This is a genomic window from Pseudomonas sp. AU11447, assembly GCF_001672555.2.
GTDB classification, from domain to species: domain Bacteria; phylum Pseudomonadota; class Gammaproteobacteria; order Pseudomonadales; family Pseudomonadaceae; genus Pseudomonas; species Pseudomonas nitroreducens.
The window spans coordinates 1-14,056 of sequence record NZ_LZDG02000059.1; the positions used below are offsets into that span (position 1 = coordinate 1).

At 65.9% G+C, this 14,056-nt stretch carries 9 protein-coding genes and 1 pseudogene; 5 read left to right on the forward strand and 5 right to left on the reverse strand.

Features of this window, described 5'->3' with window-relative positions; translation table 11 throughout:
• Window positions 1–334: 334 nt before the first annotated feature.
• From fhuF to A6723_RS22590, 4 genes are all read right to left on the reverse strand, one after another.
• On the reverse strand, window positions 335–1,090 hold the full coding sequence (gene fhuF / locus A6723_RS22575; RefSeq protein ID WP_054906918.1) for a siderophore-iron reductase FhuF: 756 nt from the start codon (window positions 1,088–1,090) through the stop codon (window positions 335–337).
• A 46-nt stretch (window positions 1,091–1,136) separates the two neighbouring features.
• The gene (locus A6723_RS22580) at window positions 1,137–2,123 is read right to left on the reverse strand and encodes a GNAT family N-acetyltransferase (protein ID WP_054906919.1); all 987 of its coding nucleotides are present in this window, start codon (window positions 2,121–2,123) and stop codon (window positions 1,137–1,139) included.
• A 98-nt stretch (window positions 2,124–2,221) separates the two neighbouring features.
• Window positions 2,222–3,556 (reverse strand): lysine N(6)-hydroxylase/L-ornithine N(5)-oxygenase family protein, encoded by a 1,335-nt coding sequence (locus A6723_RS22585; protein ID WP_054906920.1) that lies wholly within the window; start codon window positions 3,554–3,556, stop codon window positions 2,222–2,224.
• Between the two features lie 422 nt (window positions 3,557–3,978).
• Entirely contained in the window at window positions 3,979–4,485 is a 507-nt protein-coding gene (locus A6723_RS22590; protein ID WP_054906921.1) for a sigma-70 family RNA polymerase sigma factor, read from the reverse strand.
• Between the two features lie 126 nt (window positions 4,486–4,611).
• On the opposite strand from A6723_RS22590, the gene A6723_RS22595 reads away from it, so the two are divergent.
• From A6723_RS22595 to fhuB, 5 genes are all read left to right on the forward strand, one after another.
• Window positions 4,612–5,631: a FecR family protein gene (locus tag A6723_RS22595; RefSeq protein WP_054906922.1), complete on the forward strand. Its 1,020-nt coding sequence runs from the start codon at window positions 4,612–4,614 to the stop codon at window positions 5,629–5,631.
• Window positions 5,632–6,033: 402 nt separating this feature from the next.
• Complete coding sequence (locus A6723_RS22600) at window positions 6,034–7,722, forward strand: cyclic peptide export ABC transporter (RefSeq protein ID WP_054906923.1); 1,689 nt, start codon at window positions 6,034–6,036, stop codon at window positions 7,720–7,722.
• 170 nt (window positions 7,723–7,892) lie between these two features.
• The gene (locus tag A6723_RS22605) at window positions 7,893–10,289 is read left to right on the forward strand and encodes a TonB-dependent siderophore receptor (RefSeq protein WP_054906924.1); all 2,397 of its coding nucleotides are present in this window, start codon (window positions 7,893–7,895) and stop codon (window positions 10,287–10,289) included.
• A gap of 144 nt (window positions 10,290–10,433) precedes the next feature.
• A complete protein-coding gene (locus A6723_RS22610; protein ID WP_054906925.1) occupies window positions 10,434–11,339 on the forward strand; it encodes an ABC transporter substrate-binding protein in 906 nt (301 codons plus the stop codon).
• Window positions 11,332–13,341, forward strand: a complete 2,010-nt coding sequence (gene fhuB, locus A6723_RS22615) for a Fe(3+)-hydroxamate ABC transporter permease FhuB (RefSeq protein WP_054906926.1) — start codon at window positions 11,332–11,334, stop codon at window positions 13,339–13,341. The genes A6723_RS22610 and fhuB overlap by 8 nt, the downstream gene beginning before the upstream one ends.
• Window positions 13,342–13,666: 325 nt before the next feature.
• Here fhuB and A6723_RS22620 read toward each other — a convergent pair.
• Window positions 13,667–14,056, reverse strand: a pseudogene (locus A6723_RS22620) (catechol 1,2-dioxygenase); the annotation flags it as partial.

A 14,056-nucleotide genomic window follows, 5' to 3' on the forward strand; every position in this document is an offset into this window, starting at 1 on the left:
TGGCAAACGCCCAAAATGAACCAAAAAGTCTTGCCCCGGACATCCGGTTTTTCGCTYAGGCGAAAAATTCCCTCATTGAATCGAAGTTTCAGGGGCACGCCACGACGGGCCATCCCTGGCCCATCGTGGCTCTCGCGGCATCCATGCCGCTCAACCCCTGAAACTCCAATTCAATGAGGCCTCCTGAAAGGGGCATTCCGGAGCATTCGGATGTTTCTCTGGAAGTACTCAAGACCAAAACCACAGCTGCGCGTGCAACACCGTAGGGCGGATAACCTGGAACAGGTTATCCGCCGGATCCCGGATGGCGGATAACGCTGACGCGGTATGCGCCCTACCGATCGCTCACTTCAACCGGCGGCTCGTCGATCAACGGGCAATTATCGCAATTGCCCATCTCCCCCAGCCGATAGCGAATGCAGCAGGTCCGCCGCTGCCGCCAGAGCCCGTCGGGGCGCTGTGCGCAGGACACCTCGACATACTGGATCGGCTTGAACAGCGGATTGCGCGTGCCATCCGGCCGGCGCTCGGTCTCCAGCAGCTCGCGACCATGCCTCAGCATCGGTGCCAGCGGCGGCAGCTTGCCCATCTCGCCGATGAACCACTCGAAGTAATTCCCGGCATTGCTCCACAGCACCCTGGGCGACAGGCGCACCTCGGCGGCGAGGCGCTGCACGAAGGGTTGCAGGTGACCTTCCAGCAGATGGGCGAAGCGCTGGAATGGGTCGCCCGGCGGCGCCGCGAACGGCCCACCCTCCCCCGGCAACTTGAAAGCCTCGGGAATGCCCTGGGCATCCAGCACCACTTCCACGTCGTCGAAGTCCAGCGGCAGTGTGCGGCCGAGCACCAGCGCGGCGGCAACGGCCGGCGGGATGATCCGCACCAGGTACCACTTGGACCACTGCGAGGCCAGAGCGCGGCGATCGCCATCGGCGTGGGGCGGGTCGAAGCGGCGCAGCACGCTGTCGAGCCTCTCGCGTTCGAGCAGCGTGCGGACCGGTATCGAGGGACGAGGATCGTCGCTGGTCACCAGCACCTCGCGGTAACTGGCGAACTCGCCGAAATACAGCGGCGCCAGGGCTGCGATCACCGGCAGCCCTCGGTCGCGCGGCCCTCGATCCGGCAGAGCAGCGCTGTCAGCACAGGGCACAACGTTCGAAGAAGGTTTCCCGGCTCTGCACCATCAGCGCGGCGCGCTTGTGCGGGAAGTTGAATTCCTTCTCGCGCCAGAAGCCCAGTCGCTGCATATGGCCGATCATCTTCGCGTTGTCGGCGCGCGGCTCGGCGACGATGCGCTGGGTGCGCGGGTCGTCCAGGAGCAGGTAGTGCACCAGGGCGGTCATCCAGCTTTCCACCTTGTGCGGCCCGCGATGGGATTCCTCGCCCACCAGCATGTGGATGCCGCGGTCGTAGTCGCCCACGTCGTAGAACGGCGCGATGCGGTCTTCCTTGGCCCAGTAGGCTTCGTAGTAGGCGAAGGGCTCGTCGTCGATGCAGCCGATCAGGGTGGTGGTGTGCGGGTCGGCAGCGGCTTTCTCCAGGTAGGCGCGGTGCTGCTCCAGGGTGCCGCCCTCCTGCCAGAACTCCAGCACGCGCGGGCTGTTCTGCCAGCGGTTGAAGCGTTCCAGGTCCAGCTCGATGTCCAGGGTGCGCAGGGAAATCCATTGGCCCAACTTTGCATCGAAGCGGCGATAGACCTCACCCTGCGGCTTGGGCGCGCGCAGCGGATGACGGCGGCCGCTGCTGATGCGATAGACCTGCGGGTAATCGGCACTGGCGATACCCTTGTGCCAGGCAGCCCCTAGCTGCCAGAAGGCCCCGCGCTCGACCTGCAGGCGCCCGCCGACTTCATCACGGCTCACCAGGCCTTGCTCCAGGGCCTCGGCGGGTACGTTGGCGACAGCGAACTGCACGCGCTCACACTGCGCGTCGCCGGCAAAGCTCCAGTAGGCCAGGGCCCACAGGGCATCGCGGGTGACGGCCCCGTTGAGCTGCCAGCACTCGCCCTCGCGTTGCGCAGTCAGCAGCGGCTCGCCATCGAGCAGCAAGGTCAGGCCTGTGGCACCGCGGTCGGCGGACAGTTGGCGGCCATCGGGCAGCGGCAGGGAAAAAGTGGGCGTCATGATGGATAACCTTTCGTGAATGCAACGACCCCGCTCGTATGACGAGCAGGGTCGGCAGGAATTTAGTCGGCCCGGAAGAAATCTCCGGGCCGTTGGCTTCAGGCGCTTTCGGCCGTCAGTGGACGCGAGGGCTTGTGTGCCGATTCCTGCGGCGGCAGGTGCTCGAACATCGAGGCGGCGATTTCCTCGGCGCGCATCGGCAGCACCGACAGCAAGGTGTCGCTCAGGCCGTGGCTGTCCTGGGTGAAACCCTGCAGGTAGATGCCGGCGTGCAGGCGCTCGTCGGCCAGCACGCGGTAGTCGCGACCCACTTCGAAGTCGCCCAGGTAGTCCTGCAGCGGTGCAAGCAGCTCGCGGTGCGATTTGCGCTCATAGCCGGTGGCGAGGATCACCGCGTCGTAGCGATGGGTTTCCACGGCGCCGGTGGCGCTGTCGCGCAGGGTCAGCTCGATACCATCGGCGTCGGCCTTGGCGGCTTCGACGTTGCGGCGGCAAAGGAAGGCGTGGCGATCCACGCCCGCCACCTTCTGGCGGTAGAAGATGCCGTAGATGCGCTCGATCAGGTCCAGGTCGACCACCGAGTAGTTGGTGTTGTGGAATTCCTGGATCAGCTTCTCGCGCTCGGCCTTGGGCTCGTTGAACACCAGGTCGGTGTAGCGCGGGGCGAAGATTTCGTTGACGAAGGGGCTGTCGTCGGCCGGTTTGAGCACGGCCGCGCGCAGGACCATGTCGACCTGCACCGAGGGGAAGCTGTCGTTCAGGTCAATGAAGGCTTCCGCCGCGCTCTGGCCACCGCCGATCACCGCGATGCGCATCGGCTCGTTCTGGTTGCAGCGCTGCTTGGCCATGCACTCCAGGTAACGGGCGTGGTGGAACACGCGTGGGTCGTCACGCAGGTGGCTGAAGGCGGACGGGAAGCGCGGCGTGCCACCGGTGCTAACCACCACGCTGCGGGCCAGGCGGAAACGCTCATGGCCGCGGGCATCGGTGGACAGCACCTTGACCAGCTCGATGCCGTCCGGGCCCTGCACCGGCTCCACGCGGCTGACTGTCTCGCCGCAGACGCGCTGCTCGGCGAACTGGTCGCTGACCCAGCGCAGGTAGTCGTTGTACTCCATGCGGCACGGGTAGAAGGTGCCCAGGTTGGTGAAGTCGATCAGCCGCCCCATCGCATGCAGGTAATTGACGAAGCTGTACGGGCTGGTGGGATTGCGCAGGGTCACCAGGTCCTTGAGGAAGGAAATCTGCAGCTCGCTCTGCGCCACCAGGGTGTTGCCGTGCCAGCGGTAGTCCGCCTGCTTGTCGAGGAACAGGGCGTGGTAATGGCGGCCCTCGCGTCGCGCCTGCTCCTGCAGGGCGATCGCCAGCGCCAGGTTGGAGGGGCCGAAACCGATGCCGAGCACGTCGTAGGTCGGGGTGATCATCTGAGTCATGGTGCCAATGTCCTGTGTCGCGATGGCCGTGGGGCATGACGACGCGGGAACCGGTGGCCTACTGCTCGGCCCTGCCAGGAGTGCCCCGCCGCTTGGCGGCCGGCACTCAATCCTGCGTGTCGCCCATGATTTGCGCTGTCGATAGCGCGTTATCTGGAGAGACGAGACAGGCTTCGGGAAATTTAGAATGATTCTCACTAAGTCATGAAAATTTCAGAATGACGAAGAGCTGAGTGGCACCAGGAATCTGCGTGCGGGCACGCAGAAATTAATTGTCGGCGCAGGCCATACGTCTGTGTATGTAATTGCGATTGGCGCGGTGCGGCTCGCGAGCAAGCTCGCTCCTACAGGCGGGGTTCGCGCGCTCTTTGCAGGACCGAGAGGGACGCCCAGTCCTTGCCCGCGAACCAGAGATGACAGGACTAACCCTGCCCGCCCCAGGCCCTTAGCCGCAGCCGGCAATGCTTCATCGCGTTGACGATGTGCTTCTCCACCATGTCGCGGGAAATGCCCATGGTTTCGGCAATCTCGACATGGCTGCAGCCTTCGACCTTGCGCAGCAGGAATGCGCGGCGACAGTTTTCGGGCAGCTCGCCAAGGGCGCGCTGGAGCAACTGCAACTGCTGCTGCCGGCTGGCCTCTTCCTGCGGGCAGCGCTCGTCGAGGCAGCCTTCGCGATCGAGGGTTTCCAGCTCTTCGGTGCGGCGCACGCGCCCGCGCCGGTGCAGGTCGATACTGAGGTTCACCGCCGTGCGATAGAGAAATGCGCGGGGTTGTTCGATATGCTCGTCACCCTTGCGGTCGAGCAGGCGCAGGAACGCCTCCTGCGTCACATCGGCAGCCGCCTGGCGGTCGCCGAGGCTGCGATTGAGGTACAGGACCAGTTCCTTGTAATACCGGATGAACGCGCTTTCCACCCCGTCGGGCATCCTATGAAAAACAGTCGAGGCTGCAGGCGCCTGCTGACAGTCCGAGTCAGGCTTATTTATAATCACTCGCATCAACACGAAAAGAAAGTGTGATATCGGCCGCAAACGGCCTCACCGAGATCCCTGATGACCAGCTCCCCCGCCCCGTTCGACGATGACCGCATCAGCGCCGAAGCCGCGCACTGGTGCGCGCGTCTGCACGATGCCGAGTGCAGCGATGCCGAGCGCGCCGATTTTGCGCAGTGGCTCGAAGTCGACCCGCGACACGAGGAGGAGTACCAGGCGATGCTGGAGATCTGGCAGCTCTCGGAACTGCTGCCGCCCACTCCGCAGGTCCAGCCGAACCTCGTCGTCAGCCCGGCACCCCATCGCGCACGCAGCCAGCGTCGTCCGCGCAACGGCAGGCGCATTGCTGCCATGGCCGCCGGACTGCTGGTCGCCATCGGCGCCGTCTGGTCGGCGGGCTGGTCCGCCGGGCTGCTGCCCTCGCGGGTCGGCTATTACGCTGCGCAACCCGCGCCGCGCCTGGTCGAACTGGCCGACGGCTCGAAAGTCGAGCTCAACAGCAATTCGCAACTGGTCTTCGCCGACTTCCGCGACCGCCGCAGCGCCTGGCTGAAAAGCGGCGGCGAGGCCTACTTCCAGGTCGCCCACGACACGTTGCAGCCCTTCTCGGTGTGGACCGACAACGGCAGCGTGCGGGTCACCGGCACCCGCTTCAACGTCTGGACCGACTCCCGCCAGATGCTGGTCACCCTGCTCGAAGGCTCGGTGGTGGTCAGCCCTCCCGACAGCGTCGACGGCAACAGTGCGCAACTCACACCCGGCATGCAGGCCCGCTACCTGAAGGGCAGCGAGCGCATCGAACTGGCCCAGGTAGCCCCGGCCGGAGCCATCGCCTGGACCGAAGGCAAGCTGGTGATCGACGACCTGACGCTCCAGGCCGCCATCCCGCTGATCAATCGCTATCTCAAGCAGCCGGTGTTCCTCGACGACGCCACGGTCGCGGCCATGCGCATCGGCGGCATCTACCGCACGGACGACTTGCAGGCGCTGGTGGATTCGCTGCCCAAGGTCCTGCCGCTGGAGCTGCGCAAGGACAACCAGGGCCGTACGGTTCTCGCCAGCCGCTACGTTCAGCTCTGATACTCGCCACGCGGGCATGCCGGGTAGCGGCGTGCCGTGCGGGTTCGCGAGCAAGCTCGCTCCTACAAAAAGCCCCCAAGGTCCGGGCAGAACATGGCTGGCGCATCGCTATCCGTGGGCGAAGCGTGCAACTGTAGGAGCGACTTTGCTCGCGAACTCCAATGCGACGGAATCCGCAGGTGCCGGCACCTGGCGCCCGCTCTTACAAAGGGGCCGCAACCAGGCGCCCCACCCACACGCGCCCTGCCTATTTGCGAAAGTTTCGCAAATTCTCTTCAGTTTTCTCCTGGCTCATTCGTCTTGATAGGAACGATTCGGATTTGCCGATGATCTCCTGATTCGCGCGCCGTCTCGTCCCGTTGTGCGGCCTGCCCTCTGGTAGGCCGGGGCCAGGAAAAGACGATGCCAACTCCCGCTCCAAGCGCCTTGCGCGAAATGCTCAAACTGCTGCGGCCGCACTGGCTGCCGCTGACTGCAGCCACCCTGCTGGGGATTCTGGGTGGCTCGGCCATCACCGCGCTGCTCGCCACCATCAACTACAGCCTGCACTCCCAGGGCGGCATGCCCGCCGGCCTGCTGCTGGGTTTCGCCGGGCTGTGCGTACTGGCGCTGCTGGGCTCGATCATTTCCGACATGGGCACCAACTACGTCGGCCAGCACGTGATCGCACGGCTACGCAAGGACCTGGGCAGCAAGATCATTTCCGCGCCCATCGAGCAGATCGAGCGCTACCGCAGTCACCGTCTGATTCCGGTGCTGACCCACGACATCGACACCATCAGCGACTTCGCCTTCGCCTTCGCGCCGCTGGCCGTCGCCCTGACCACCACACTGGGCTGCCTGGGCTACCTGGCCTGGCTGTCGCCGCCGATGTTCCTCGCCACCGCCATCGCCATCGTCGTCGGCAGCGCCGTGCAGTACGTCGCGCGGGCCAAGGGCATCAAGGGCTTCTTCGAGGCCCGCGACAAGGAAGACGAGCTGCAGAAACACTACCGCGCCATCGCCGAGGGCGCCAAGGAGCTGCGCATCAGCCGCCCGCGCCGCTTCCAGCATTACAGCGAGCGCCTGCAGGGCACCGCCGACGAAATCTGCGACATCCAACTGCGCTCGATCAACCTGTTCAACGTCGCCAAGGGCTTCGGTTCCACGCTGTTCTTCATCGTCATCGGCGTGGCGCTGGCGTACCAGTCGCTGTGGCCGAGTACCGACCAGGCGACGCTGTCCGGCTTCATCCTGGTGCTGCTGTATATGAAGGGCCCGCTGGAGGGTCTGATCGGCCAACTGCCGGTGGTGACCCGCGCGCAGGTCGCCTTCCGCCGCATCGCCGAACTGTCAGTGCGCTTTTCCTCGCCGGAGCCGAACCTGCTGCTGGCCGACGATGGCCGACAGCCGCTGGAGTTCCAGTCCATCGAGCTGCGCGACCTGGCCTACCACTACCCCACCGACGACGGCACCCGTGGCTTCGGCGTCGGCCCGCTGAACCTGAAGGTGAATCGCGGGGAAATCCTCTTCATCGCCGGCGAGAACGGCTGCGGCAAGACGACGATGATCAAGCTGCTGCTCGGCCTCTACGTCCCGCGTGACGGCGAACTGCTGCTCAATGGCGAAGCGGTCGGCGATAGCGGCCGCGACGACTACCGCCAGCTGTTCACCACCATCTTCGCCGACTACTTCCTCTTCGAGGACCTGCTCAAGGGCAGCCAGGACATCCCGGCCGAGGCCGGCCGCTACCTGGAGCGCCTGGAAATCGCCCACAAGGTCAGCCTGCAGGGCCAGGAGTTCTCGACGACCGACCTGTCCACCGGCCAACGCAAGCGCCTGGCGCTGGTGCAGGCGTGGCTGGAGAAGCGCCCGGTGCTGGTGTTCGACGAATGGGCCGCGGACCAGGACCCTGAATTCCGCCGCATCTTCTACACCGAGCTGCTGCCCGAGCTGCGTGCCCAGGGCAAGACGCTGATCGTGATCTCCCACGATGACCGTTATTTCGACGTCGCCGACCGCCTGCTGCGCATGCGTGCCGGGCAGATCGTGGAGATCGAGGACCACCGCACTGCGACCCCGCCCGGCCCTTCCGGCGTGGCGCTGCACTGACTGTCGGGCAGCCCGGACGGCCGCCCTTTCACCCGGTCGTCGTTGAACAACAAAAAAAGATCGAACGGAATTTTCCGGTTTTTTCCAACCGGCGCGTCACATAAAGCTGAATCATTCTTATTAGAAACTGCATTACAAGATCGCACTGACAAGATCATAGGAGCTAACAAGTGAGTCGCACCCGCAATGCGCTGCAATCCCGGCACCCGGTGAAGCCCCTGGCCCGCCTGGTCCGCGCCACCGCCCTGGGCATGGTTCTGACCGCCACCGCCGTAGAGGCTGCGCCGGTCCGCATCGATATCCCGGCCCAGTCGCTGGCTTCCGCCCTGACCAGCCTGGGCGCGCAGTCGAACCTGCAGATCGTCTTCAACCAGACCCAGGTGCAGAACCTGCGCGCCCCCGGTGTGCGCGGCGAGATGGAGCCCACCGCGGCGCTGGAGCGCCTGCTGCAAGGCACCGGCATCAAGTACCAGGTCGAAGGCAGCCGCGTGACCCTGCTGGGCGCCGACTCCGCCAGCGGCGACACCCTGAACATGTCCGCCCAGGTCATCACCGGCGCCATCGAAGGTGAAGACAGCTATGTGCCGCGCACCTCCAACAGCGGCAGCAAGACCGACACCCCGCTGCTGGAAATCCCCCAGTCGATCTCGGTGATCACCCGCAAGCAGATGGACGCCCAGGGCGCCCAGACCGTGACCGAGGCGTTGCGCTACGTGCCCGGCGTCAAGGTGGAAGCCTATGGCCTTGACCCCAAGGGCTTCGACTGGATGTACATCCGCGGCTTCAATGCCCAGGCCACCAGTGACTACCTCAACGGCCTGCGTCAGCAGAACAACAGCTACGCGTTCTTTCGCAGCGAACCCTATGCCTTCGAGCGCATCGACGTGGTCCGTGGCCCGTCTTCCAGCCTGTTCGGCATGGGTGATGCCGGCGGCATCGTCAACCGCGTGAGCAAGAAGCCCACCGCCAACCACATCAACGAAGTGGAACTGACCGGCGGCAACCATGACCGCAAGCAGGGCCAGTTCGACCTGGGCGGCGCGCTGGACGACCAGAACCAGTTCCTCTACCGCGTGGTGGGCCTGGCCCGCGATGCCAACACCCAGGCCGAATACGACGACGGCCACGAGGTCGAGGACGACCGCTACTACATCGCCCCGTCCTTCACCTGGGCGCCGGACGAAGACACCAGCCTGACCGTGCTCACTGACTTCCTGCGTGACCGCAACTCCGGCTCGATCTTCGACTACAGCGTCAACGGCCACCCCACCGGCACCCTGCTCGGCGATCACAGCTACAACCACTTCAGCCAGGACCAGTACACCCTGGGCTACGAGTTTCGCCACCGCCTGAACGACACCTGGGAATTCCGCCAGAACGCCCGCTACGGCCAGGTCGACCTGGTGTTCGCCAACCTGCTGCCGCAACTGCAGGTCGGCCGCAACATCATCCGTACCGCTGACCGTTTCGATCAGCACATGGACACCTTCAACCTGGATAACCAGTTCCAGGCCAACTTCGACACCGGCGCGTTCAAGCACACGCTGTTGATGGGCGTCGACTACAGCTGGCAGGACGCCGACATCGCTCGCTGGCGCACCCTGGGCCCGTCGCTGAACCTGGACAACCCGCAGTACGGCCAGAGCGTGCAGCGCCCGACCAAGGACACCACCCTCCCCGGCCAGGCCATCAACTACGACCAGACCATCCAGCAGGTGGGCGGCTACATCCAGGACCAGGTCAAGTTCGACGACCACTGGATCCTCACCGCCGGCGGCCGCTACGACTACGTGCGCAACGACCTCGACAGCCATACCAGCGCGCACACCATGCAGAAGGACAACGCCTTCACCGGCCGCGTCGGCCTGACCTACCTGACCGATTTCGGCCTGGCGCCCTACGTCAGCTACTCGGAGTCCTTCGTACCCAACACCGGCATCACCGCCGACGGTGGCGCTTTCAAGGCCAGCGAAGCCCACCAGTACGAAGCGGGCGTGAAGTTCCAGCCGGACGAAACCCTGCTGATCACCCTGGCCGCCTACGAGCTGACCAAGGAAAACATCCTTACCACCCAGCTCAACGCCAACGGCGTGCCGACCGGCTTCAGCGAGCCGACCGGCGAGCAGCGTTCGCGCGGCATCGAGGCCGAGCTGAAGGCCAAGCTGGATCAGAACTGGGACCTGCTGGCCTCCTACACCTACACCAAGGCCAAGATCACCAGCAGCAACGACGGCAACGAGGGCAATCGCCCGGCCAACGTGCCCGAGCACATGGCCAACGGCTGGCTGAACTACACCTTCCACGAAGGCGCGGTCGACGGCCTCTCCATCGGCGGCGGCGTGCGCTACACCGGCTCGCTGTACGGCAACAACGCCAACACCTACCACGTCGACAACTACACCCTGTTCGACGCCGGCGTGAGCTACCCGCTGAACAAGAACGTGACCCTCTCGGTGAACGCGCAGAACCTGCTGGACGAGGAATACGCCGCCACCTGCGACAGCCCGATCTCCTGCTACCCGGGCCTGCGCCGCACCGTCATGACCAGCGTGAAGTACAGCTGGTAAGGCACGGGCGGAAGCGGCCCCGCGCCGGTTCCGCCTGCTGCTTCCGGGCTCCCTGTTCGCAGGGGGCCCTTTGTTGTTTCAAGAGCCTGTTGCTTCAAGAGCCTGCTGTTTCAGAAGCCTGTTGTTTCACGCGAGGAGTAGTGCATGTCCCTCACCCGTCGCCACCTGCTGCAGGGCCTCGCCCTGGGCGGACTGGCCTGCGCCTGCGGCCTGCCGGTTTTCGCCGGTGAGCGCCTGACGCGGATCGTCGCACTCAACTGGGTGGCCGCTGAAACGCTGCTGACCCTGGGTGTGCCGCCCCTGGCGATTTCCGACGACCGCTATTACCGGGTGCGCATGCCGACCATGGCGTTGCCCGACAGCGTGCGTGACGTGGGCCCGTACTGGGAACCGAACCTCGAACTGATCCAGCAACTGCAGCCGCAACTGATCCTCAGCGACCCGATGACGCCGACCTTGCAGCGTCGACTCAACGGCATTGCGCCGACTGAAAAGGTCGCTATCTACCCGGCTGGCGAGGGCGCCTGGAAAGCCACTACCGACTTCATGAACGACCTGGCGCGGCGACTCGGCGTCGAGCAGGTGGCTGCCGACTACATCGCCGCTGGCGAACAGCGCCTGGCCGATCTGCGCGCAGAACTGGCCAACCGCAACCTGCCGCCGGTGTGCGTCGCCGTACTCAACCAGGACGGCCGCCACGCTGCCGTCTACGGCAGGAACAGCATGGTGCAGGACGTGCTCGACCGCCTCGGCGTCGAGAATGCCTGGCAAGGGCCGGTCGGCCCGGTGGGGCTGGCCATGGTCAGCATCGAACGCCTGGCCGAGCGCCCGGATGCGCACCTGGTCTACGTCGACATCCCCACTACCTCGGCGCGCCTGCAGAGCCTGCGGCAGCCCAACGACCTCTGGGCCCACCTGCCCGCCGTGCGCCAGGGGCACACGCTGACGCTGCAGCGCTTCTATCCCTACGCCGGCGCTGCCTCGGTGCTGGACCTGGCCGAGCGCATCGCCGCTTACCTGGACAATGCCACGGAGGTCGCCCATGCCTGAATCGACCCTCGGACTCGCCGCACCACGCCGCGGCCTGCCGATTGGCCCGGCGCTCTGCACGCTGCTGCTGGCGCTCCTCGCCGCGCTGCTGGTATTCCATGGCCTGCAAGGCGCCCTGCCCCGCGAACTCTGGTGGCAGGCCTTGTGGTCGCCGGACCTGGACGACGTGCGCCAGGTGCTGCTGCACTTCAGCTTCTTCCCGCGCCTGGCGGTGAGCCTGATGGCTGGCGCCGCACTGGCCCTGGCCGGCACGCTGTTCCAGCAGATCCTCCGTAACCCCCTGGCCGAACCGGTGACGCTGGGCGTTTCCGCCGGCGCCAACCTGGCACTGTCGGCCGCCACCATCTTCGCCCCGACGCTGCTGGTGCACGGCCTGGAGGCCGTCACCCTGACCGGCGCCGCACTCGCCACCGCCTTGCTGTTCGCCTTTGCCTGGGGCCGCACGCTGTCACCGCTGCGTTTCATCCTCGCCGGCATGGTCATCAGCCTCTATTGCGTGTCGCTCAACGCGCTGCTGGTGCTGTTCAACCACGACTACCTGATCGACCTGCTGCTCTGGCAGGCCGGCTCGCTGAACCAGAGTGGCTGGGACGGCGTGCTGTACCTCGCCCCGCGCCTGGCGGTGGCCATGGTCATCGCCCTGCTGATGGTGCGTCCGCTGGCGGCCCTGGGCCTGGAAGATGAAGGCGCGGCGGCAGTCGGCGTCAACCTGCGCCGGACCCGCGTGCTGGGCCTCGCCGTGGCCGTGGCGCTGAGTGCCTTCGTGACCAGTGCCGTGGGTATGCTCGCCTTCGTCGGCCTTGCCGCACCGGCCATTGCCCGCCTGTGTGGTGCCCGCACGCTGAAGCAACGGCTGATCTGGGCGCCACTGCTGGGCGCTGCGCTTCTGTGCGTGGTGGACCAGATCGCCCGCGAGCTGTCGCGCTTCGCCGGGGAAATTCCCGCCGGCATCCTCACCGGCATTTTCAGCGTTCCGCTGCTGCTGTGGCTGCTCAGCCGCCAGCGCAGCGGCGGGATCATCCCGCGCCCGGCGCCAGCCAGGCCGCAGCGGGAGCATCCGTGGCGGCTGATCATCGGCATGGCCATCCTGCTCGCCTTGCTGACGCTGCCGGCAATCTACTTCGCGGTGGACGCCAACGGCTGGCACTGGGGCGACGCCGGGCTCAGCGATGCCATCGCGCAATGGCGTGTACCGCGCGTACTCGGCTCGCTCGCCGCCGGCGCCATGCTGGCCGTCGCCGGCCTGCTGGTGCAGCGCCTGACCGGCAACCCCATGGCCAGCCCGGAAGTCCTCGGCGCCACGTCCGGCGCAGCCATCGCCGTGCTGGTGCTGTTCCTGGTGGTGCCGCAGCCGCAGGCCTACATGGTGCCAGCCGCCAGTATTGGCGCGCTGCTGACGCTCGGCCTGCTGCTGTGGTTCGCCTGGCGCAAGACGTTCAACGCCGAGCGGCTGCTGTTGACCGGCGTGTGCCTGACCACCCTGTTGCACTCGTTGAGCACGTTGCTATTGGCCAGCGGTGACCCGCGCATGACCGCGATGATGAGCTGGATGACCGGCTCGACCTATCAGGTGGATGTGACGTCCGCGAGCACCGGCCTGGTCGTCGGAGCATTGATGATCGGTGTCAGCCTGCTGCTGGCTCGCCCGCTGGACCTGCTGACCCTGGGCAACGGCACCGCAACCGCGTTGGGCTTGCGGTTGCGCGGGAGTCACCTGGCAATCCTGCTGACCGCCGCGGTGTTGACCGCCACCGCCACCATCATCGTCGGCCCACTGAGCTTTGTCGGCCTGATCGGCCCGCACATTGCCCGCCACCTCGGCGTGCGCCGCGCCGCGCCGCAATTGCTGCTGAGCGCGCTGGCCGGAGCCGTGATCATGGTGGTGGCGGACTGGCTGGGGCGGAACATCGCCTATCCCTGGCCGGTCTCTGCGGGCCTGCTGGCGGCGTTCATCGGTTGCCCGTACTTCCTCTGGCTGATGCATCGGGAACGACGGGGCTGAGGCAGGCCACAGGCGCAACGAGTCGCTCTATGTAGGATGGGTGGAGCGCAGCGATACCCATGCTGCCAGCGCACGGATTGATGGGTAGCTTCGCTTCACGCCATCCTACTGCAGGGTTACCAGCAGGATCGAACTCTGCCGGCAATCACTGGAGTCCTTTGTAGGACCGAGGGGGACGCCCAGTCCTTGCTCGCGAACTGAGTTTCCCGGCTGATCCGGCGCCGCGTGGGTTCGCGAGCAAGCTCGCTCCTACAGATTCAGCATCAGGCTTGCTGCAGTGCTCTGCGTAGGCGGGGTTACCAGCAGGATCGGAGCGGTTGGGGAATCAGGCTTGCTGCAAGGCGCGGGGGCGGTTGCTGCGGTCTTCGGCATCGGCGGAAACCGCCGGCTGCAGCTGGAAATCGAACTCGATCTCGGCGAAGCGCCCTTCTACTCCGCGCGCCTTGGCGGCGGCTGCGTCCTCGACGAAACGCACCTCGCCGATCAGCCCATCGCGAGTGGCATAGGCGAAGTCGTCCCACAGGTACTGGTCGCCGGCGAGGTTGATCTGCGTGGTCAGGTGGCGATGCCCCGGCGCGGAGATGAAGAAGTGGATGTGCGCCGGGCGCTGGCCGTGGCGGCCCAGTTGATTAAGCAGCTCCTGGGTCGGGCCGTCCGGCGGGCAGCCGTAGCCGCTGGGCACGATGCTGCGGGCTTGGTAGCGGCCTTCGGCGTC